Source organism: Streptomyces enissocaesilis (assembly GCF_039533765.1).
GTDB classification, from domain to species: Bacteria; Actinomycetota; Actinomycetes; order Streptomycetales; family Streptomycetaceae; genus Streptomyces; species Streptomyces enissocaesilis.
Genome location: NZ_BAAAUD010000014.1, coordinates 135,968 through 156,773, shown reverse-complemented (window position 1 = coordinate 156,773; position 20,806 = coordinate 135,968). Strand labels below are relative to the sequence as shown.

At 71.3% G+C, this 20,806-nt stretch carries 16 protein-coding genes and 2 pseudogenes; 11 read left to right on the top strand and 7 right to left on the bottom strand.

Annotation, left to right across the window (positions count from 1 at the left end; genetic code table 11):
- Positions 1-26 precede the first annotated feature (26 nt).
- A complete protein-coding gene (icmA, locus tag ABD374_RS07715) occupies positions 27-1,727 on the top strand; it encodes a coenzyme B12-dependent isobutyryl-CoA mutase large subunit (RefSeq protein ID WP_344492755.1) in 1,701 nt (566 codons plus the stop codon).
- Between the two features lie 314 nt (positions 1,728-2,041).
- A complete protein-coding gene (locus ABD374_RS07710) occupies positions 2,042-2,302 on the top strand; it encodes a hypothetical protein (RefSeq protein WP_344492752.1) in 261 nt (86 codons plus the stop codon).
- Positions 2,303-2,764: 462 nt separating this feature from the next.
- Here ABD374_RS07710 and ABD374_RS07705 read toward each other — a convergent pair whose 3' ends face one another.
- Positions 2,765-3,451 (bottom strand): TetR/AcrR family transcriptional regulator, encoded by a 687-nt coding sequence (locus ABD374_RS07705; protein ID WP_344492750.1) that lies wholly within the window; start codon positions 3,449-3,451, stop codon positions 2,765-2,767.
- A 338-nt stretch (positions 3,452-3,789) separates the two neighbouring features.
- Here ABD374_RS07705 and ABD374_RS07700 point away from each other — a divergent pair, with 338 nt between their 5' ends.
- From ABD374_RS07700 to ABD374_RS07685, 4 genes are all read left to right on the top strand, one after another.
- A complete protein-coding gene (locus tag ABD374_RS07700) occupies positions 3,790-4,770 on the top strand; it encodes a tetratricopeptide repeat protein (RefSeq protein WP_344492748.1) in 981 nt (326 codons plus the stop codon).
- Between the two features lie 590 nt (positions 4,771-5,360).
- Positions 5,361-6,026 carry a DUF6230 family protein gene (locus ABD374_RS07695; RefSeq protein ID WP_344492746.1) on the top strand — a complete coding sequence of 222 codons (666 nt, stop codon included), beginning with the start codon at positions 5,361-5,363 and terminating at the stop codon, positions 6,024-6,026.
- Between the two features lie 100 nt (positions 6,027-6,126).
- Positions 6,127-6,675: a DUF6114 domain-containing protein gene (locus ABD374_RS07690; RefSeq protein ID WP_344492743.1), complete on the top strand. Its 549-nt coding sequence runs from the start codon at positions 6,127-6,129 to the stop codon at positions 6,673-6,675.
- Entirely contained in the window at positions 6,665-8,041 is a 1,377-nt protein-coding gene (locus tag ABD374_RS07685; protein ID WP_344492969.1) for a hypothetical protein, read from the top strand. Before ABD374_RS07690 ends, ABD374_RS07685 begins: the two co-directional genes overlap by 11 nt.
- A gap of 123 nt (positions 8,042-8,164) precedes the next feature.
- On the opposite strand, the gene pyk is transcribed toward ABD374_RS07685, so the two are convergent.
- The 3 genes from pyk to pta all read right to left on the bottom strand — a co-directional run bounded on the left by pyk (position 8,165) and on the right by pta (position 13,004).
- Positions 8,165-9,595 carry a pyruvate kinase gene (pyk, locus tag ABD374_RS07680; RefSeq protein ID WP_344492740.1) on the bottom strand — a complete coding sequence of 477 codons (1,431 nt, stop codon included), beginning with the start codon at positions 9,593-9,595 and terminating at the stop codon, positions 8,165-8,167.
- A 74-nt stretch (positions 9,596-9,669) separates the two neighbouring features.
- The gene (locus ABD374_RS07675) at positions 9,670-10,932 is read right to left on the bottom strand and encodes an acetate kinase (RefSeq protein ID WP_344492737.1); all 1,263 of its coding nucleotides are present in this window, start codon (positions 10,930-10,932) and stop codon (positions 9,670-9,672) included.
- A complete protein-coding gene (gene pta / locus ABD374_RS07670) occupies positions 10,929-13,004 on the bottom strand; it encodes a phosphate acetyltransferase (RefSeq protein WP_344492734.1) in 2,076 nt (691 codons plus the stop codon). The genes ABD374_RS07675 and pta overlap by 4 nt, the downstream gene beginning before the upstream one ends.
- A 259-nt stretch (positions 13,005-13,263) precedes the next feature.
- Between pta and ABD374_RS07665 the strand changes: the two genes are divergently transcribed.
- Entirely contained in the window at positions 13,264-14,289 is a 1,026-nt protein-coding gene (locus tag ABD374_RS07665; protein ID WP_344492731.1) for an ATP-dependent 6-phosphofructokinase, read from the top strand.
- A gap of 109 nt (positions 14,290-14,398) precedes the next feature.
- Here the strand turns inward: ABD374_RS07665 and ABD374_RS07660 are convergent, their stop codons facing one another.
- The 3 genes from ABD374_RS07660 to ABD374_RS07650 all read right to left on the bottom strand — a co-directional run bounded on the left by ABD374_RS07660 (position 14,399) and on the right by ABD374_RS07650 (position 17,631).
- Entirely contained in the window at positions 14,399-15,073 is a 675-nt protein-coding gene (locus ABD374_RS07660) for a helix-turn-helix domain-containing protein (protein WP_344492728.1), read from the bottom strand.
- 103 nt (positions 15,074-15,176) lie between these two features.
- A complete protein-coding gene (locus ABD374_RS07655) occupies positions 15,177-15,863 on the bottom strand; it encodes a response regulator (RefSeq protein ID WP_344492725.1) in 687 nt (228 codons plus the stop codon).
- Between the two features lie 76 nt (positions 15,864-15,939).
- On the bottom strand, positions 15,940-17,631 hold the full coding sequence (locus ABD374_RS07650; RefSeq protein ID WP_344492722.1) for a sensor histidine kinase: 1,692 nt from the start codon (positions 17,629-17,631) through the stop codon (positions 15,940-15,942).
- 130 nt (positions 17,632-17,761) lie between these two features.
- Here ABD374_RS07650 and ABD374_RS07645 point away from each other — a divergent pair, with 130 nt between their 5' ends.
- The 4 genes and pseudogenes from ABD374_RS07645 to ABD374_RS07630 all read left to right on the top strand — a co-directional run.
- The gene (locus ABD374_RS07645) at positions 17,762-19,120 is read left to right on the top strand and encodes a cation:dicarboxylate symporter family transporter (RefSeq protein ID WP_344492719.1); all 1,359 of its coding nucleotides are present in this window, start codon (positions 17,762-17,764) and stop codon (positions 19,118-19,120) included.
- Between the two features lie 195 nt (positions 19,121-19,315).
- Entirely contained in the window at positions 19,316-20,206 is an 891-nt protein-coding gene (locus ABD374_RS07640; RefSeq protein WP_486388622.1) for an NAD(P)-dependent oxidoreductase, read from the top strand.
- A 66-nt stretch (positions 20,207-20,272) separates the two neighbouring features.
- Positions 20,273-20,674, top strand: a pseudogene (locus ABD374_RS07635) (MerR family transcriptional regulator); the annotation flags it as partial.
- Positions 20,662-20,805, top strand: a pseudogene (locus ABD374_RS07630) (thioredoxin domain-containing protein); the annotation flags it as partial. The pseudogenes ABD374_RS07635 and ABD374_RS07630, both read left to right, overlap by 13 nt.
- Position 20,806 lies beyond the last annotated feature (1 nt).

Sequence of the window (20,806 nt, the reverse complement as noted above, 5' to 3'; positions counted from 1 at the left end):
CTAGGACGTCCTAGTAAATTCGAGGTATGGACGCTGAAGCGATCGAGGAAGGCCGCCGCCGCTGGCAGGCCCGTTACGACAAGGCCCGCAAGCGCGACGCGGACTTCACCACGCTCTCCGGAGACCCGGTCGACCCCGTGTACGGGCCGCGCCCCGGCGACGCCTACGAGGGATTCGAGCGGATCGGCTGGCCCGGCGAGTACCCCTTCACCCGCGGCCTGCACCCGACCGGCTACCGCGGCCGGACCTGGACCATCCGCCAGTTCGCCGGCTTCGGCAACGCCGAGCAGACCAACGAGCGCTACAAGATGATCCTGGCCAACGGCGGTGGCGGCCTCTCCGTCGCCTTCGACATGCCGACCCTCATGGGCCGCGACTCGGACGAGCCGAAGTCGCTCGGCGAGGTCGGCCACTGCGGTGTCGCCATCGACTCGGCCGCCGACATGGAGGTCCTGTTCAAGGACATCCCGCTCGGCGACGTCACGACGTCGATGACGATCAGCGGCCCGGCCGTCCCCGTCTTCTGCATGTACCTCGTCGCGGCGGAGCGCCAGGGGGTCGACCCGGCCGCGCTGAACGGCACGCTCCAGACCGACATCTTCAAGGAGTACATCGCGCAGAAGGAGTGGCTCTTCCAGCCGGAGCCGCATCTGCGCCTGATCGGCGACCTGATGGAGCACTGCGCGCGCTCCATCCCCGCGTACAAGCCGTTGTCGGTCTCCGGCTACCACATCCGCGAGGCGGGCGCCACGGCCGCGCAGGAGCTGGCGTACACGCTGGCGGACGGTTTCGGCTACGTCGAGCTGGGCCTGTCCCGGGGCATGGACGTGGACCACTTCGCTCCCGGCCTGTCCTTCTTCTTCGACGCGCACGTCGACTTCTTCGAGGAGATCGCGAAGTTCCGCGCGGCGCGGCGGATCTGGGCGCGGTGGATGAAGGAGGTGTACGGCGCGCGGACGGACAAGGCGCAGTGGCTGCGGTTCCACACGCAGACGGCCGGTGTCTCGCTGACCGCGCAGCAGCCGTACAACAACGTGGTGCGTACGGCGGTCGAGGCGCTGGCGGCGGTCCTCGGCGGCACGAACTCCCTCCACACCAACGCCCTCGACGAGACGCTCGCGCTGCCGAGCGAGCAGGCGGCGGAGATCGCGCTGCGCACGCAGCAGGTGCTGATGGAGGAGACGGGGGTGGCCAACGTCGCGGACCCGCTGGGCGGCTCGTGGTACATCGAGCAGCTGACGGACCGCATCGAGGCGGACGCGGAGAAGATCTTCGACCGGATCAGGGAGCGGGGCCTTCGGGCGCACCCGGACGGGCAGCACCCGATCGGCCCGATCACGTCGGGCATCCTGCGCGGGATCGAGGACGGCTGGTTCACGGGCGAGATCGCCGAGTCGGCGTTCCAGTACCAGCGGTCGGTGGAGAAGGGCGACAAGCGGGTGGTGGGCGTGAACTGCCACCACGGCTCGGTGACGGGCGACCTGGAGATCCTGCGGGTGAGCCACGAGGTGGAGCGCGTGCAGGTGAGCACGCTGGCGGAGCGCAGGGCGGCGCGCGACGAGGCGAAGGTCCGCCGGTCGCTGGACGCGATGCTGGCGGCGGCGCGGGACGGCTCGAACATGATCGAGCCGATGCTGACGGCGGTACGGGCGGAAGCGACGCTGGGCGAGATCTGCGGCGTGCTGCGGGACGAGTGGGGGGTCTACACGGAGCCGCCGGGGTTCTGAGGGCGGCGGAGGACCGGAGGGCAGGAGGGCTGGCGGCCCTCCGGTCCTCCGGTTCCTGCTTTCCGTGGCGGAACGCGTCATTTCCAACGCGATGGGGTCACACCCGGCCGACGTACACGATCGGCTCTCCTGCCGGGCATTTCCGCAGATGATCGTTATCTTCGGAAAACAGGGGATTTCCCTGGCCGGATAAACTGGAGGCTTTCGTGTTCACGCGTTCAGCGACCCTTGCGGGGGCCGTACTCCTTGCAGGTGTCCCGGTCTTCGGCGCAGGCGTCGCCACTGCGCAGGCCAAGCCGCCGCAGGAAGTGAAAGTGGAAGTAGGGCCTTGCCGGGCGACGCTCGGGAGTTCCGCCGACACCGTGACGGGCTCGGTGGACTGCCGGGAGACGAAGACGGTGGGGGTCGTCGTCGAGATCGACGGTGAGACCCTCTCCACCAGGCGCCAGAGGGTCGAGGCGGGAGTGCGCCACAGCGTTACGGTGAAGCTCCCTCAGATTCCCGAGGTGTGCATCACCCTTGAGGTCGACGGCGAGACCGGCCGGATCTGCCTGCCTTCCCGGAGCCAGGGCTGAGAGCGCGGAAAGCAAGCCGTCGGATGCACGGCGCCCCGGCGGCGGCCGGTGAGCCTTTCCGGGGGACCGCCCCGTAAGTCCGTCCAGGCTTCGCGCGGCCCCCGCCCGGCTCCGGCGGCAGGAGCGGTGGGGCGGCTCCGGGGCAGGGTCGACCGCCTTCGCGCGCCGATGGGTCGGCGTACCGATCACCGATCCGCGCAACCCGCGCGACCAGCGGGCCGATCCGGCCCCGCAGGCGCATGAGCGGAGGCTCTCCTGCGGGCGGCCCGGGCCGGACCCGGCCGCACACGGTGACCGTACGGTCGTCTGCCACCAGTCCGGCAGCGGCGTGCTGCCGGCGCGCGAGGCCGGCCGGCTGGTCCGGGCGGGCAGGGCGGCCTCGGGCGGTCGCGCCTGGCCGCAGGAGTCCCGGCGGCAGGCGCTGCGCCGCCGGCCCGGCGGTGACGACCCCGTTGCCGGTCGTCAGGCCGGGCCGGTGGACGCCCGGGGGGACGGGGGAGTCCCCGGGGTCGTCGTCAGGCCGCCGACCAGCAGCAGCGAGAAGCTGCGCGCCCACTGGGCGTCCACCGGTTCCGCGCTCACCAGGGCGCGGTGGACGACGGCGCCGGCGATGACGTCGAAGATCATGTCCGCGTTACGGGCCGCCTGGGCGGGGTCGTCCTCGTACGGCAGCTCCCCGCGGGCCTGCGCGCGTTCCCGGCCCACCAGCACGAGGCGCTTCTGACGGTCGACGATCGACGAGCGGATGCGTTCCCGCAGCGCCTCGTCGCGCGTCGACTCCGCGACCACCGCCATCAGCGCGGTCCTCGTCTCGGGCCGGTCGAGCAGCGCCGCGAACTGGAGCACCACACCCTCGACATCGGCCGTCAGGGAGCCGCGGTCGGGGAGCCGGAGTTCGTCGAAGAGGACGGCCACCGCGTCCACGACCAGCTCACTCCTGTTCGCCCAGCGGCGGTACAGCGTCGTCTTGGCGACACCGGCCCGGCTCGCCACGTCGCCCATCGTCAGCTTCGACCAGCCCAGCTCCACCAGTGCGGCCCTGGTCGCGTCGAGGATCGCCGCGTGCGCCTCGACGCTGCGCGGACGGCCCGTACGGGAGGGGGAAGCGGGAGGAGCAGGAGGGGTGCGGGGGGTGTGGCTCGGCGACATGATCGTGACCATACCGGTCGGTAGGCAGGGCGGCGGAGGGTTCCCGTGAGGGAGATCACCGGCATCGGGGGAGGAGGCGGCCGGATTTCCGAGTTACGCTACGACCTGTAGCGAAAGAGCGACAACCACTGGCGCAAGGGTGGGGACCCCGCGCCGGACCCGGTCCTCCTCGGGACCTCGAACCGTGTTCGTCCGTACGCCTCGCAATCCGGCGGGGGGCTGCGGACGGGCGCGGTTCGCGCATCCGGCGGCCCTTCGGTGGCCTTGCCGGCACGTACGGGCGGCGCAGCAGCCACGAGTTTTTCTTTACCGCGCGCGAATAGGGGGAGGATGTACGCATGCAGCCTAGGAACATGTCCATGAGCGGCGTCGTCGACCTCGCCGCGGTGAAGGCGGCCGGCGAAGCCCGGCAGAAGGCGGAGCAGGCGCGCGCCGAGGCCGCCAGGAGCGGCGGGGGCGGCGGAGGCGTCGCCCCGACGAGTCTGGTGATCGATGTCGACGAGGCCGGCTTCGAGCGCGATGTCCTCCAGCGCTCCACCGAAGTCCCGGTCGTCATCGACTTCTGGGCCGAGTGGTGCGAGCCGTGCAAGCAGCTCGGCCCGCTCCTCGAACGCCTCACCCGCGAGTACAACGGCCGTTTCGTCCTCGCCAAGGTGGACGTCGACGCCAACCAGATGCTGATGCAGCAGTTCGGGATCCAGGGGATCCCGGCCGTCTTCGCGGTGGTCGCCGGGCAGGCGCTGCCGCTCTTCCAGGGCGCGGCCCCCGAGGCGCAGATCCGCGCGACGCTGGACCAGCTGGTCCAGGTCGCGGAGGAGCGCTTCGGCCTGACCGGCATCCCCGTCGACCCGGCGGCGGGCGCGGGCGAGGGTCCGGCCGAAGCGGCCGAGGAGCCCGCCGGTCCGTACGACGCGCTGCTCGAAGCGGCCGTACGGGCGCTGGACGCGAGCGACTTCGCCGGCGCGGTCCAGGCGTACAGGAACGTGCTCGTCGACGACCCCGCCAACACCGAGGCCAAGCTGGGCCTCGCGCAGGCCGAACTCCTCTCGCGCGTCCAGGGCCTCGACCCGCAGCAGGTGCGCAAGAACGCCGCCGAGAATCCGTCCGACATGGCCGCGCAGACCGCGGCGGCCGATCTGGACCTGGTCGGCGGCCATGTGGAGGACGCCTTCGGGCGTCTGATCGACACGGTGCGCCGCACGGCCGGTGAGGACCGTGACGCCGCGCGGGTGCGGCTGCTCGAACTCTTCGAGGTGATCGGCGGCGACGACCCGCGCGTGACGGCGGCGCGGACGGCCCTGGCGAGGGTGCTGTTCTGACCGGTGGTGCCCTTGGGCGCATCCCTCGTTGATTTGCCGACACAGTGACAAGAGGCGGCCGCGTTTTACCGAAACTTGGTAATCGCGGCCGCTGTTACTTGCAGTAAGTCGATGACGTCGGTCTGCCCGGTTCTGGGCGGCAATCACTGCGTTTTCCCCGTCACTTGACGGCACGGTCCGTGGCCCGTCGATGCCGGGCGGTCGCACTTCGGTTATACGGCCGTTACTAGTGAGTAATGAACCACTTGTGCACCGGCTGCGAATGCACCACGATCGGCCACGCTCGGTCCAACACCGCACCGCCCGACAGCCAATCGGTGCCGCGGTTCCGTGGGTCCCCACCGAGCCGGCCGGCGGCGATGGCGCCGGCCGTGGACAGGGGGGTCTCTGCCGGACAACGGCGGGGCCTGTCCAGCAGGTTGCGCGAACGCGTGGCCAGTGGTTGTCGCTCGGGGGTGATCGCCGGTCTGCCGGATGCCGTTTCACGCTTCCGGCGCGGGCGCTCTCCTTCCCGAGGACGTAGCACTTCTCCCATCCCCCTGCGGGCCCCTGCCCGCACTGGAGATGTACGTCCGAGAAGGAGGAAAGTCATGGAGTCTGCAGTTCGTGGTGGTACCAGATGGAGGCGGTTCGCCGTCGTCATGGTGCCGAGTGTGGCCGCGACGGCCGCGATAGGCGTCGCCCTCGCGCAGGGTGCGTTGGCGGCTTCGTTCAGCGTTTCCGGCCAGCAGTTCAAGGTCAAGGCCAAGCAGGTCGACGGAACCGGCTTCGCGCAGTACGGCGGCATCGACTCGGGCTACGCGGAAATGACGGGCGACAAGAAGGTTCTGCGCCCGGTCGCGATCTCGGCGTTCAAGAACGCCAAGATCACGGAGATGTGCCAGTCCGTCGTGACGGACGTGCCTCTCATCGGCAAGGTCACGATGCGGCTCGAGGCGGGCGGCGGGGGCAACCCCGTCACCGCCAAGGAGCTGTACCTCGACATCGCCGAGCTCGACGCGGATGCGACGTTCACGAACATCGACATCGGCGTCGCGGCGAAGGACACGGCCAAGCCGGGCGAGGCGGGGGGCCGAGGTCCTGCGATCAAGCCGGGCGACAGGATCCAGGAGAACGGTTTCGCCCAGCAGGCGGACCGCGCCGTGCTGAACAACGTGGAGCAGAAGGCGTGGGCCACCACGGCCGGAACGTTCACGCTCAACGGTCTGAGCCTGCGGCTCTCCGCGGGTGACAAGGCCGAGTGCTACAAGGGCTGAGCACCCCGGTGGGGGCGGGTCGGGCGGCCCGCTGGGGCCGCCCGACCCGCCCCGTTCCCACCTTCTCTTCATGGCAACATCGTTTCAGGGAGCTGTTTTCATGAGCACTGAGTCCACAGGTTCCCGCGGATTCACCTACTGGCGGCTCCGCTTCCGCGCCTGGCGGGGGGCCCGGCCGTTCTGGGCGGGGCTGCTCACGCTGCTCGGGGGCGTACCGATCGCCTACGTCCCCTATGCCCACGTCACGCTCGGCCACCTCACGCTGACGATGGCCACCACAGCGGGCGCGGGTTCGCTGATCATCGGCGTACTGCTGATCACCCTGGGACTGACGATGTGGTTCCACCACATCGTGCGGGTGTTCGCCGGTATCGCGTCGATCCTGCTGGCGCTGGTCTCCATTCCGGTGTCCAACTTCGGCGGCATGGTGGTGGGCTTCCTGCTGGCCCTGATCGGTGGAGCACTGTCGGTCTCCTGGGCTCCGGGCGAGCCGGCGAACCCCGTGCTGACCGAGGTGCCCGGCGAGCGGCCGGACCCGGACGGCGAAGCGGCCGGCCCCGCGCACCCCGGACTCAGGGCCGGCCAGGACGGCTCGTACGCGACCGACACATCTGTTGACGCCAATGGCGGGAGGACCAGTGCGGGGTGACGAGACGGAGCAGTCCGCGGCCGGCCGGGACGGGACCCGTGAGAGGAAGGGGCCGCGTCACGCGGCCCCCAGGAAGTCGCTCCTGACGAAGTTGCAGATACCCGCGGGCAAGGCGATGGCCCTGGCCGCGATGCCCACGGCGGTGTTCGTCGGTATGGCGCTCACCCCCAAGCCGGCCCTCGCCGACGACCAGGTGACGAACCCGTTCGCCCCGGGCCCCTGCGTCACCCGGTCGGACGCTCCTGACCCGGACGCCTCCGAGTCCCCCTCGGCCGCGCCCTCGTCACCGACGGCCACGCCCAGCCCGGGTGCGACGCCGGACGAGCCCGCGGAGACGGAGACCCCGAAGCCGGGTGAGACACCGTCGGCGAGCGCGAGCGCGAGTGCGAGCAGCACCGCGCCGGCCTCCGGGCCCGCCAAGAAGCCGGAGGCGGGCAGGCCCACGCCGCCTGCCCCGACATCGACATCGACGCCGACGCCGACGCCGACGGAGAGCGAAACCAGGGACCCGCTCGACCCGCTGGGTGTGGGTGACGCGATCAAGGACGTACTCGACGGGCCGGACGAGGAGACCACTGCTCCGGAGCCCTCCGGGCCGAAGCCCGCCACCGGTGAGACCGCGACCATCAGGCCCGATGCCGACAAGCCCGATGCCGGCAAGCCGGGGGTGAGTGAGCCGAAGGACCCGGCCGCCGAGAACCCGGTGGGCGAGACGGTGGACGACACGGCCGACAGGATCGACAGGACCAAGGACGCCATCAAGGACGCGGCGGACAAGGCGGGCGTGAAGGTCGAGGAGCTCGGCGACGAGGTCAAGGACGGCGCGGACGGCGCGGACGCCGCGGCCGACGGCCCCGCCGCGGGCACCGGCGGCAAGGAGCCCTTCCCCTGCCCGACGGCGGACCCCGAGGCGCTCGCGAACGCCGAACTGGAGCAGGGGATCCCGGCCCTGCCGGACGACCCGTGGATCCTGGAGAGTTCGATGCTCACCCTGCGCGGGCTCGACTACAAGGGCATCGTCGAGGTCAGGACCGGCAGCGGCAAGGTCAAGAAGGTCCTGAAGTTCACCGCGGTGGAGACCGACATCAAGGACCTGCACCAGAAGGTCGTCGGGCCGGGCGGCACCACGATGCACGCGCAGGCCGCGAAGGGCTCCACGTCGACCCTCCGCGACTCCACGGTCACCATGTACACGGAGGAGCTGAAGGGCAACCTCTTCGGCCTCATCCCGGTCACGTTCAGTCCCCGGACCCCGCCCCCGCTGAACATCCCGATCGCCATGTTCACGAACGTCGAGGTGACCCAGGCCGGCCAGTTCGGCGGCACCCTCACGGTCCCCGGCCTGCACAACTTCCTCACCGGCTGAGAACGCGGCCCGCACCGGCGGTGGCAACGCGGCGACAACGGCGAGGGCCCGTCCCCCGGTCGTCCCGACCGGGGGACGGGCCACCTCCGTTCATGTGCCGCGGAAGCGGACGGCCTCGGTCGCTCAGTCGCGCTCGCCGCCGCCCAGGTGGTGCACCCGGACCATGTTGGTGGTGCCGGGGATGCCGGGGGGCGAGCCGGCGGTGATGACCATGGTGTCGCCGTTGTTGTAGCGCTGGAGCTTGAGCAGCTCGGCGTCCACCAGCTCCACCATCGCGTCGGTGTTGTCCACGTGCGGGACGACGAAGGACTCGACGCCCCAGCTCAGCGCGAGCTGGTTGCGGGTGCCGACGTCGGTCGTGAAGGCCAGGATCGGCTGCGCCGCGCGGTAGCGCGAGAGCCGGCGGGCCGTGTCGCCGGACTTGGTGAAGGCGACCAGCGCCTTGCCGTTCAGGAAGTCCGCGATCTCAGCGGCCGCGCGGGCGACCGAACCGCCCTGCGTACGGGGCTTCTTGCCGGGGACCAGCGGCTGGAGGCCCTTGGAGAGCAGCTCCTCCTCGGCCGCGACGACGATCTTCGACATCGTCTTGACCGTCTCGATCGGGTACGCCCCGACCGAGGACTCCGCGGACAGCATGACCGCGTCGGCCCCGTCCAGGATCGCGTTGGCCACGTCGGACGCCTCGGCGCGCGTCGGACGCGAGTTGGTGATCATCGACTCCATCATCTGGGTCGCGACGATCACCGGCTTGGCGTTGCGGCGGCACAGCTCGATGAGGCGCTTCTGCACCATCGGGACCTTTTCGAGCGGATACTCGACGGCCAGGTCACCGCGGGCGACCATCACACCGTCGAACGCCATGACGACGCCCTCCATGTGCTCGACGGCCTGCGGCTTCTCGACCTTGGCGATGACGGGGACCCGGCGGCCCTCCTCGTCCATCACCTTGTGGACGTCCTTGACGTCGTCGGCGTCGCGCACGAAGGACAGCGCGACCATGTCGCAGCCCATCCGCAGGGCGAAGCGCAGGTCCTCGACGTCCTTCTCCGACAGGGCCGGGACGTTGACCGCCGCACCGGGCAGGTTGATGCCCTTGTGGTCGGAGACCACACCGCCCTCGATCACGATGGTGCGGACCCGCGGGCCCTCGACCGCGGTGACCTTGAGCTCGACGTTGCCGTCGTTGATCAGGATCGGGTCGCCCTTGGAGACGTCGCCGGGCAGACCCTTGTAGGTCGTGCCGCAGATCGATTTGTCACCCGGTACGTCCTCGGCGGTGATGACGAACTCGTCCCCGCGGACCAGTTCGACCGGCCCCTCGGCGAACTTCGCCAGCCGGATCTTCGGGCCCTGGAGGTCGGCGAGCACGCCCACCGCGCGGCCCGTCTCCTCGGCGGCCCTGCGGACCAGGTCGTACCGCCCCTGGTGCTCGGCGTGGGTGCCGTGGCTGAAGTTGAAGCGGGCCACGCTCATGCCTGCCTCGATCAGAGCCACAAGCTGGTCGTGGGAGTCGACGGCGGGACCCAGTGTGCAAACGATTTTGGAACGGCGCATGAGGCGGATCCTATCGGTTTGTTTCGCTGCGGAATATTCCGTCTGGTGGAATGTACAAATGGGCGGGAGGCCGCTCAGGCGTTGACCAATGCATACGCCTGCCGGGCGATTTCCAATTCCTCGTCGGTCGGTACGACGGCGACCGCGACCCGGGCGTACTCCGGCGAGATCACCCGCGCCGAATCCGCCCGTACGGCGTTGAGATCGGCGTCCACCGCCAGACCCATTTCCTCCAGGCCCGCGACAGCGGCCGCGCGCACCGGCGCCGCGTTCTCGCCGACTCCCGCCGTGAACGCCACCGCGTCGACCCGGCCCAGAACGGCGTAATAGGCACCGATGTACTTCTTCAGCCGGTGGATGTAGATATCGAAAGCCAGCCGCGCCCGCTCGTCGCCCTCGTCGATACGGCGGCGTATCTCCCGCATGTCGTTGTCGCCGCACAGGCCGACAAGACCGCTCTTCTTGTTGAGCAGTACGTCGACCTCGTCGGCCGACATCCCGGCGACCCGCATGAGGTGGAACGTCACCGCCGGATCGATGTCACCGGAGCGCGTACCCATCACGAGCCCCTCCAGGGGCGTCAGCCCCATCGAGGTGTCCACGCACTCCCCGCCCCGCACGGCGGTCGCCGAGGCCCCGTTGCCCAGGTGCAGCACGATGACGTTGACCTCGGACGGGTCCTTGCCCAGCAGCCTGGCCGTCTCGCGGGAGACGTACGCGTGCGAGGTGCCGTGGAAGCCGTAGCGGCGGATGCGGTGGGCGTCGGCGGTCTCGACGTCGATCGCGTACCGGGCCGCGGACTCCGGCATCGTCGTGTGGAAGGCCGTGTCGAAGACGGCGACCTGCGGCAGGTCGGGGCGCAGCTCCCGCGCCGTGCGGATGCCGGTGATGTTCGCCGGGTTGTGCAGCGGGGCGACCGGGACGAGCCGCTCGATCTCCTTCAGCACCTCGTCGGTGATCACGGTCGGCGCGCTGAACTTCAGGCCGCCGTGCACCACCCGGTGACCGATGGCGGCCAGCGCGGGGGAGTCCACGCCGAGCCCGTCGCGCGAGAGTTCCCCGGCGACGGCCTCCAGCGCGGCCGCGTGGTCGGCTATCGGGCCGGTGCGCTCGCGCTTCTCGCCGTCGCCGCCGTCACCGGTCAGCGGGGTGTGCACCAGGCGCGAGGTCTCCTCGCCGATCCGCTCGACCAGGCCGACGGCCAGACGCGTGTGGTCGCGCATGTCGAGCAGCTGGTACTTCACCGACGAGGAGCCGGAGTTGAGGACGAGGACGCGCGTGGCAGCAGTCACGGGTGCGGTGCTTTCTTGGCTCGGAGGGGTGGGCGCGGACGTCATGCGGTCTCGCCCTGGGCCTGGATCGCCGTGATGGCGACCGTGTTGACGATGTCCTGGACCAGGGCGCCGCGCGAGAGGTCGTTGACCGGCTTGTTCAGGCCCTGGAGCACCGGGCCGACGGCGACGGCGCCGGCCGAGCGCTGGACGGCCTTGTAGGTGTTGTTGCCGGTGTTCAGGTCCGGGAAGATCAGCACCGACGCCTGGCCCGCGACCTCGGAGCCGGGCAGCTTGGTGGCGGCCACGGACGGCTCGACCGCGGCGTCGTACTGGATCGGCCCCTCGACCAGCAGGTCGGGACGGGTGGCGCGCACCAGCTCGGTGGCCTCGCGCACCTTGTCGACGTCCACACCGGTGCCGGAGGAGCCGGTCGAGTACGACAGCATCGCGATCCGCGGGGCCACGCCGAACTTCCCGGCCGTGGCCGCCGACTGGACGGCGATGTCCGCGAGCTGCACGGCGTCCGGGTCCGGGTTGACCGCGCAGTCGCCGTACACCAGCACCTTGTCGGCGAGCAGCATGAAGAAGACCGACGAGACGATCTTGGCGTCCGGCTTGGTCTTGATGATCTCGAAGGCGGGACGGATGGTCGCGGCGGTGGAGTGCACCGAGCCCGACACCATGCCGTCGGCCAGGCCCTCGTGGACCATCATCGTGCCGAAGTAGTTGACGTCGGCCACCACGTCGTACGCCAGCTCCACGCTGACGCCCTTGTGGGCGCGCAGCATCGCGTACGACTCCGCGAAGCGGCCGCGCAGCTCGGAGGTCTGCGGGTCGATGAGCTGGGTCTTCGTGAGGTCGATGCCCAGGTCGGCGGCCTTCTTGCGCAGGACGTCGACGTCACCGAGCAGCGTCAGGTCGCACACGTCGCGGCGCAGCAGCACGTCGGCGGCGCGCAGCACGCGCTCCTCGGTGCCCTCGGGCAGCACGACGCGGCGGCGGTCGGACCGGGCCCGCTCCAGCAGCTCGTGCTCGAACATCATCGGCGTGACGCGGCCGCTGCGGGCCACCGCCATACGCTCCAGCAGGTCGGCGGTGTCGACGTACCGCTCGAAGAGGCCGAGCGCGGTCTCCGCCTTGCGGGGGGTCGCGGCGTTGAGCTTGCCCTCCAGGGTGAAGAGCTCGGTCGCGGTGGGGAAGGAGCCCCCGGGCACCGAGACCACCGGGGTGCCGGGGGCCAGGCGCGAGGCGAGGGTGAGGACTTCGGCGCCGGGGCGCTCGTCGAGGGTGAGGAGTACGCCCGCTATGGGCGGGGTTCCGGCACTGTGCGCGGCGAGCGCGCCCACCACCAGGTCGGCGCGGTCGCCCGGGGTCACGACGAGGCAGCCGGGGGTCAGGGCGTTCAGGAAGTTCGGCAGCATCGCGCCGCCGAAGACGAAGTCCAGGGCGTCGCGCGCCAGGCCCGAGTCGTCGCCGAGCAGCACCCTGCCGCCGAGGGCGTGGGTGATCTGGGCGACCGTGGGGGCGGACAGCGCCGGCTCGTCCGGCAGGACGTAGCAGGGCACCGGGAGGCGGGCCTCCAGGCGCTCGGCGACCTCCGCGCGGTCGGCCGGGGCGACGCGGTTGGCCACCATCGCGAGGACCTGGCAGCCCAGGGCCTCGTACGCGCGGTACGCGTTGCGGGTCTCGGCGCGCACCGCGTCGGCGGGCTGCTTCCGGCCGCCGACCACCGGGACGACCGAGGCGCCGAACTCGTTGGCGAGGCGGGCGTTCAGGGCCAGCTCGTCGGGCAGCTGGGTGTCGGCGAAGTCCGTACCGAGCACCAGGACGACCTCGTAGTCCCGCGCCACCCGGTGGAAGCGGTCGACGATGCGGGACACCAGCTCGTCGGTGCCCTTCTCGGCCTGGAGGGCAGCCGCCTCCTGGTAGTACATGCCGTACCCGGTCGCCGGGTCCTGCGACAGCCGGTACCGGGCGCGCAACAGGTCGAAGAGCCGGTCGGGCCCGTCGTGGACCAGGGGGCGGAACACGCCCACCCGGTCCACCTGGCGCGTCAGGAGCTCCATGACTCCCAGCTCGATGACCTGCCGGCCGTCTCCCCGGTCGATCCCGGTCACGTACACGCTGCGCGTCACGCGTGCTCTCCGTCCAGTTAGGGTGGTCTTGCCCTCTTGACAATACCTGTGCGGATGGATAGGGCGCCCGCCGGGCGAGGGGGCTGGGAGGCCCGGGACCGAAGGCCCCGCACGGGCTCTACGACGGCCGCGCGGCGCCCCGGCGAGGCCCTGTCCGGGCCTTGTGACCGGAGTAGCCGGAAGCGCGGAGCCCATGCGAGCCGTGAAACAATCGGGTTCTGGCTCACATGTACCACTAGCGAGCAGGAGACACAGCACGATGCGTATCGGAGTTCTCACCGCAGGCGGAGACTGCCCGGGGCTGAACGCAGTGATCCGGTCGGTCGTGCACCGTGCCGTGGCCGGTCACGGCGACGAGGTCATCGGGTTCGAGGACGGTTTCAAGGGTCTGCTCGACGGCCACTACCGCCCGCTCGACCTCAACGCCGTCAGCGGCATCCTCTCCCGCGGCGGTACGATCCTCGGTTCCGCGCGCCTGGAGCGCAACCGGCTGCGCGAAGCGGCCGAGAACTGGCACGAGTTGTCGGAGCGCACCGGCATCGACGCGCTGATCCCGATCGGCGGCGAGGGCACGCTCACCGCGTCCCGGATGCTGTCGGACGTGGGGATGCCGGTCGTCGGCGTACCCAAGACCATCGACAACGACATCAACGGCACCGACCGCACCTTCGGCTTCGACACGGCCGTCGGTGTCGCGACCGAGGCCATAGACCGTCTGAAGACCACCGCCGAGTCCCACCAGCGCGTCATGGTCGTCGAGGTCATGGGCCGGCACGCGGGGTGGATCGCGCTGGAGTCCGGGATGGCGGGCGGCGCGCACGGCATCTGCCTGCCCGAGCGCCCCTTCGAGGTCGACGACCTGGTGAAGATGGTCGAGGAACGCTTCGCGCGCGGCAAGAAGTTCGCGGTCGTGTGCATCGCGGAAGGCGCGCGTCCGGCCGAGGGCTCCATGCCGTACGAGAAGGGCGCCATCGACCAGTTCGGGCACGAGCGCTTCACCGGCATCGGCAACCGGCTCGCGAGCGAGCTGGAGAAGCGGCTCGGCAAGGAGGCCCGGCCGGTCATCCTCGGCCACGTCCAGCGCGGCGGCACCCCGACGGCGTACGACCGTGTCCTCGCGACCCGCTTCGGCTGGCACGCGGTGGAGGCGGTGCACCGGGGCGACTTCGGCAAGATGACGGCGCTGACCGGCACCGAGATCACGACGGTGCCGCTGGCGGTGGGCGTCGAGGAGCTGAAGACGGTGCCGGAGAAGCGGATGTACGAGGCGGAGTCCGTCTTCTGACCGCGCCACTCGCGCGCTTCGCGCGTTCCGTCGCGTACCGAGCGGTCCCGACCGGCTCTCCCCGTGGCCGGCCGGGGCCGCTCGGCCGTTTCCGGGGCCGCCCCGGCCCTCAGCGCACCAGCTGCCAGAAACGCCCGACGATCTCGTCCAGGAAGTCCCGGCCCGCCGCACCGTCCCCCGAGTCGCCGCCGCTCCAGCTCAGCGTCGCCACCATCCGCGACTGGTAGTCGGCGTGCAGCCGCTGGAGCGCGTCCTCCACCTGCTTCCGCTCCAGCGGGACCAGCTTCGCCGTCGGGCGTACGTACGCCTGCCAGCGCGTCGTCACCGCGCTGCGCAGCATCTGCGCCAGGTCCTCGTCGCGGCCCGTCGCCGTGAGGAACTGCTTCGCCGAAAGGCCGAGCGCGTCGGCGAGCGCCGCCGACTGCCGCTCGTTGCCGCGCCACCGCCCCGCGTCCTCCATCCGCTGGTACGCGTCCTGGTCCAGGCCCACCAGCCGTGCCAGGTCGGGCACCCCGAGGCCCCGGGCCATCCGGTGTTCGCGCAGCGTGGTGGGGGTGGCGAGCAGGTCGCCGACCGAACACCACAGGACTCCGGCGAGCGCGGTGATCTCCTGCGAGTCGGGCGCGCGCAGCCCGCGTTCCCAGGCGGTGACCAGGTCGGGGCCGATGTTCAGCCCGTACTGCGCACGCAGCCCGTAGGCGACGTGGCCGGGTGCCATTCCCAGGGCTTCGCGCAGGCGGCGCGCGGCGGGGGCGTTGAAAGGCGGAGTGGGGTGCACGGCCACACCGTACGGAGGGCGGGGCCATCGCGACTACGGTGTGTTCCCCCAAGATCACAACTCGTAGGAACGTCCTACGGTCCCGCCGGAAGGGAACCGGCACGGGCGTTCAGCGCACGGTGGTCCACCGGTAGTACAGCTCCGGGCGGCCGATCTGCCCGTACTGCGGACTGCGCTCGGCGCGGCCCGTCGCGACCAGGTGCTCCAGGTAGCGGCGGGCGGTGATCCGCGAGATCCCGACCGCGGCGGCGGCCGTCGTCGCGGTGATGCCGTCCGGTGCGCCGCGCAGGGTACGGGTCACCGCCTCCAGCGTCGGGGCGCTGAGTCCCTTGGGGAGGGTGGCGGGCTGGGGGGCACGCAGGGCGGCGAGCGCCCGGTCCACCTCGTCCTGCCCGCTGGCCTCACCGGCGGCCGCCCGGAACTCGGCGTAGCGGACCAGGCGGTCGCGCAGGGTGGCGAAGGTGAAGGGCTTCAGGACGTACTGGACGACGCCGAGGGACACGCCTTCGCGTACGACGGCCAGGTCGCGGGCCGAGGTGACGGCGATGACGTCGGCGGTGTGGCCGGCGCCGCGCAGCGAACGCACGAGCTGGAGGCCGTGCCCGTCGGGCAGGCAGAGGTCGAGGAGGAGCAGGCCGACGGGTTCCCGGTCGAGCGCCCGCACCGCCTCCGCCCGGGAACGGGCGACCCCGGCCACGGAGAAACCGGGCACGCGGCCGACGTACAGCGCGTGGGCGTCGGCGGCGACGGGGTCGTCCTCGACGACGAGGACGCGGATGGGGGGCGGCGGGTTCATGGAGCCGTCTCCGGTCGCGGGGCGGTGGGAGGAAGGAGGAGAGGAGGAGGGGCGGGGGAGGGAAAGGTCTGCCGCGTCATACCCGCGTCCCCTCCGTTGCCGCTTCCGCCGCCGTCACGCGCAGTGGCAGCCGTACCGTGAACTGCGCGCCGCCCCCGCGGGCTCCGGCCAGCGCCACCGTGCCGCCGCCCCGGTGCACCGCCTGGCGCACCAGCGCCAGCCCCAGTCCGCGCCCCGCGCTCTTCGTCGACCAGCCGCGGGCGAAGACCGCTTCGGCCGACGCGGGCGCCACCCCCGGCCCGGTGTCGGCCACGCGCAGCAGCAGTTCGACGCCGCTGCCGCTGCCGCTGCCGCTGCCGCTGCCGCTGCCGCTGCCGCTGCCGCTGCCGCTGCCGTTCCGCTCGGTGCGGGCCGTGACCGTGACCCGTGCGCCGTCGCTGCCCTGCGCCGCGTCCACCGCGTTGTCGATCAGGTTGCCCAGGATCGTCACCAGGTCCCGGGCCGGCAGCGTACCGGGCAGCAGCCCGTCGTCGATCCGGCTGTCCTCGTCCAGTACCAGCGCCACGCCCCGCTCGTTCGCCTGCGCCGCCTTGCCTAGCAGCAGCGCCGCGAGCACCGGCTCGCCGACCGCGCCGACGACCTGGTCGGTGAGGGCCTGGGCCAGCTCCAGTTCCGCCGTGGCGAACTCCACCGCCTCGTCCGCGCGGCCGAGTTCGATGAGGGAGACGACCGTGTGCAGCCGGTTCGCCGCTTCGTGGGCCTGCGAGCGCAGCGCCTGCGTGAACCCCCGCTCCGAGTCCAGCTCGCCGGAGAGCGCCTGAAGTTCGGTGTGGTCGCGCAGGGTGACGACCGTGCCGCGCTGCTCCCCGCCGCTGACCGGCGAGCTGTTGACGACGATCACCCGGTCCGCCGTCAGGTGCACCTCGTCGACGCGCGGCCCGGGGGCCAGCAGCGCCGCCGTGAGCGGCTCGGGGAGATCGGTTTCGGCCACCGGGCGGCCGACCGCGTCCGGTCCGAGGCCGAGCAGTTCGCGCCCGCCGTCGTTGATCAGCGCGATGCGCTGGCGCCCGTCCAGCATCAGCAGCCCCTCGCGTACGGCGTGCAGCGCGGCCTGGTGATAGTCGTGCATGCGGCTCAGTTCGGCGGCGTTCATGCCGTGCGTGTGCCGCCGCAGCCGGGCGTTGATGACGTACGTACCGGCTCCGCCGAGGGCCAGCGCCCCCGACGCCACGCCGAGCAGCGCCGCCACCTGCTGCCGCATCTGCGCGCTGATGGTCTCGACGGTGATGCCGGCGCTGACGAGCCCGATGATCCGCCCGCCGCGGGCCCCGGTGTCCCGTACCGGCGCCACCACGCGTACCGACCGGCCCAGCACCCCCACGTACGTCTCGTCGAAGGTGCGGCCCGCCAGGGCCGGTCCCGTGTGCCCCAGGTACGTCCTGCCGATCTGCTGCGCCTCCGGGTGCGTCCAGCGCGTACCGTCCGGCGCCATGATCGTCACGAAGGTGACACCGGCCTCCTTGCGGAGCGCCTCGGTGTACGGCTGGAGGAGTCCGGTCGGGTGGTCCGAGCGAGCCGCCTCGATCACCGCGGGCGACTTCGCGACGGCGGTGGCGGTCGCGGAGGCCTGCCGCCGCGCGGTCTCCTCGGCCTGCGACCGGTCCGAGACGTACGCGAAGGCCGCGCACCCCGCGACGATCACCGCCACCAGCACGACCTGCATCGCGAAGAGCTGGCCGGCCAGGCTGCGTGGGCGGGGGATGCGCATGCCGCAAGTGTGCCCGGCCGAAAACCCGTGAACGTAATGCACGCAAGGGTGACGGGCGTCACAGGGGTGGTGGATAGTCACCGGGACCCATCGGGACGTGGGCGTCGCACCACCATACGAGGAGGACCCCGTGGCAGGCACAGCCGCAGGACGGGACCGTACGCACTATCTGTATATCGCCGTCATAGCCGCCGTGGTACTCGGCGTCGTGGTGGGCTTCGCCGCCCCCGGTGTGGCCGTCGGGCTCAAGCCACTGGGCACCGGCTTCGTCAATCTGATCAAGATGATGATCTCGCCGATCATCTTCTGCACGATCGTGCTGGGCATCGGCTCGGTCCGCAAGGCCGCCAAGGTCGGCGCGGTGGGTGGCATCGCGCTCGGCTACTTCACGGTGATGTCGCTGGTCGCGCTCGCCATCGGCCTGCTCGTCGGCAACGTGCTGCACCCCGGTGACAGCCTGGCGGTGACCGACGCGATCAAGGAGGCGGGGCAGGGCCAGGCCGCGGCCGAGGCCAAGGGCACGGTCGAGTTCGTGCTCGGGATCATCCCGACCACGTTCATCTCCGCCTTCACCACGGGCGAGGTCCTCCAGACCCTTCTGGTGGCGCTGCTCGCCGGCTTCGCGCTGCAGGCCATGGGCTCGGCCGGCCGGCCCGTTCTGCGCGGTGTCGAGCACATCCAGCGGCTCGTCTTCCGCATCCTGGGCATGGTGATGTGGGCGGCGCCGATCGGTGCCTTCGGCGCGATCGCGGCCGTCACCGGCTCGGCCGGTCTGGACGCCCTGAAGAGCCTCGCCGTACTGATGCTGGGCTTCTACGTCACCTGTTTCCTCTTCGTCTTCATCGTGCTCGCCGCGCTGCTGCGCATCGTCGCGGGCCTCAACATCCTCACGTTCTTCAGGTACCTGGGCCGTGAGTTCCTGCTGATCCTGTCCACCTCCTCCTCCGAGTCCGCCCTCCCGCGGCTCATCGCGAAGATGGAACACCTGGGCGTCAGCAAGCCGGTGGTCGGCATCACGGTTCCGACCGGCTACTCCTTCAACCTCGACGGCACCATGATCTACATGACCATGGCCTCGCTCTTCATCGCCGACGCCATGGGCGACCCGATGTCGGTCGGGGAGCAGATCCCGCTCCTCCTCTTCCTCCTCGTCGCGTCGAAGGGCGCGGCGGGCGTCAGCGGGGCCGGACTGGCCACCCTGGCCGGCGGCCTCCAGTCGCACCGCCCGGAACTGGTCGACGGCGTCGGCCTGATCGTCGGCATCGACCGCTTCATGAGCGAGGCGCGCGCCCTGACGAACTTCGCGGGCAACGCGGTGGCGACGGTGCTGGTCGGCACATGGACGAAGGAGATCGACAAGGAGCGGGCCGACCAGGTACTGGCAGGTCTGGTGCCGTTCGACGAAAAAACCCTCCTCGACGACGCGCACGGCGACGTGCCGGACGTACCGGAGGCGCGCAACGACGAGAAGGCGCCGGCGGGCGTGTGACGCGACGACGCGACTGCGCGACGAGCGGTCCGGCCGGTACGGAATCTCCTTCCGTACCGGCCGGACGGCCGAGCGTCGGAGCAACGGCTCGCAGCGCAAACGCAGTTGCCCCCGGCCGCTGACCTCGATGCTTACCTTCCGGTGAGTATCGGACTTTAAAGTCGGTACTTGTCGGTCGGACGGCGGCACCGAAGCATGGTGGTCATGACTTCCGACAGCCTTGCTCCCGTGACCGTCATCGGCCTCGGCGCCATGGGCCGCGCACTCGCCGGCGCCTTCCTGGACGCAGGCCACCCCACCACCGTCTGGAACCGCTCCGCGGGGAAGGGCGAAGACCTCGTCGCGCGCGGTGCGGTCCTCGCCGCCACCGCCGAAGAAGCCGTCCGGGCGAGCGGACTGACCGTCGTCTGCGTCGTCGACTACGACGCCTCGCAGGCGATCCTCGAACCGCTCGCCGGCGCCCTCGCGGGCCGTGTCCTGACCAACCTCACCTCGGACTCCCCGGAGCGGGCCCGCGCGGCGGCGGCCTGGGCGGGCGAGCACGGCATCGCGTACCTGGACGGGGCGGTGATGGTGCCGACCCCGCTCGTCGGCGGACCGGAGGCGCTGATCCTCTACGCCGGTGAGCGCCCGGCGTTCGAGAAGTACGGGACCGCCCTCAAGGCGCTGGCCGGCCAGGCCGCCTACCTGGGCGAGGACCACGGGCTCGCCGCCGTCTACGACCTGTCGATGCTCGACTTCTTCTACGGAAGCATGTCGGGCCTGGTGCACGCCTTCGCCCTGGCCCGGGAGGACAAGGTCGCCGCCACGGCCCTCGCCCCGTACCTGAACTCCATCGTCGCGATCCTGCCGTCGATCGCGGCCGGCATGGCGACCGCGATCGACACGGGCGACTACGACGGCGAGCAGGCCAACCTGGGCATGATGGCCGCGAGCGTCGACCACCTCCTGCACATGTCGCGGGAGCGCGGCCTCGACACGGGCCACCTGGAGGCGATCAAGGCCGTCGCCGACCGTGCGATCGCCGAGGGGCACGGCGCGGACGACTGGGCGAGCACGATCGAGGTGCTCGGGCTCAAGGGCTGAGCCCCGGTCCCCTCCCTGCCGTGACTCCCTCGCCTTGACGCCGACGTCAAGGATTACCGTCGGGGCATGCGAATCGGCGAGCCGGCGGAGCGGGCGGGGACGACCACCCGGGCGCCGCGCTACTACGAGTCCCGCGTCCTCCTCCCCGCCCGGTACGAGTCCCGCGTCCTCCTCCCCGCCCGGCGCGCGGTCAACGGCTACCGCACGTACGGCGAGGAGGACCTGCGGCTCCTCCAGCAGATCAGGACCCTTCAGGACTTCGGGTTCGACCTGGAGGAGACCCGCCCCTTCGTGGACTGCCTGCGGGCGGGCCATCCGGCGGGGGACTCCTGTCCGGCCTCGCTGGACGGGTACCGGCGCAAGCTGTCCGAACTCGACGAGCTGATCGGCCGGTTGCGGGCCGTACGCACCCAGGTGGGCGCCCAGCTCGCCCGCGCCGAGCTCGAAGCCGGCGCCGCGCTGCCGGGACGACGATCCGGTACGGCGTGCTGTCGACGCCGACGCTCATCGTCTTCCGCGACGGCGGACCCGTGCGGCAGATGGTCGGCGCCCGCCCCAAGCGGAAGCTCCTCCAGGAACTGGCGGACGCGGACAGGTGAC

What these genes read in the sequence shown, in the direction of transcription:
- icmA (WP_344492755.1), top strand. Translation starts at nt 27, where the DNA reads ATGGACGCTGAAGCGATCGAGGAAGGCCGCCGCCGCTGGCAGGCCCGT.
- ABD374_RS07705 (WP_344492750.1), bottom strand. Translation starts at nt 3,451, where the DNA reads ATGTCGCCGAGCCACACCCCCCGCACCCCTCCTGCTCCTCCCGCTTCC.
- ABD374_RS07700 (WP_344492748.1), top strand. Translation starts at nt 3,790, where the DNA reads ATGCAGCCTAGGAACATGTCCATGAGCGGCGTCGTCGACCTCGCCGCG.
- ABD374_RS07695 (WP_344492746.1), top strand. Translation starts at nt 5,361, where the DNA reads ATGGAGTCTGCAGTTCGTGGTGGTACCAGATGGAGGCGGTTCGCCGTC.
- ABD374_RS07690 (WP_344492743.1), top strand. Translation starts at nt 6,127, where the DNA reads ATGAGCACTGAGTCCACAGGTTCCCGCGGATTCACCTACTGGCGGCTC.
- pyk (WP_344492740.1), bottom strand. Translation starts at nt 9,595, where the DNA reads ATGCGCCGTTCCAAAATCGTTTGCACACTGGGTCCCGCCGTCGACTCC.
- ABD374_RS07675 (WP_344492737.1), bottom strand. Translation starts at nt 10,932, where the DNA reads ATGACGTCCGCGCCCACCCCTCCGAGCCAAGAAAGCACCGCACCCGTG.
- ABD374_RS07665 (WP_344492731.1), top strand. Translation starts at nt 13,264, where the DNA reads ATGCGTATCGGAGTTCTCACCGCAGGCGGAGACTGCCCGGGGCTGAAC.
- ABD374_RS07655 (WP_344492725.1), bottom strand. Translation starts at nt 15,863, where the DNA reads ATGAACCCGCCGCCCCCCATCCGCGTCCTCGTCGTCGAGGACGACCCC.
- ABD374_RS07650 (WP_344492722.1), bottom strand. Translation starts at nt 17,631, where the DNA reads ATGCGCATCCCCCGCCCACGCAGCCTGGCCGGCCAGCTCTTCGCGATG.
- ABD374_RS07640 (WP_486388622.1), top strand. Translation starts at nt 19,316, where the DNA reads ATGGTGGTCATGACTTCCGACAGCCTTGCTCCCGTGACCGTCATCGGC.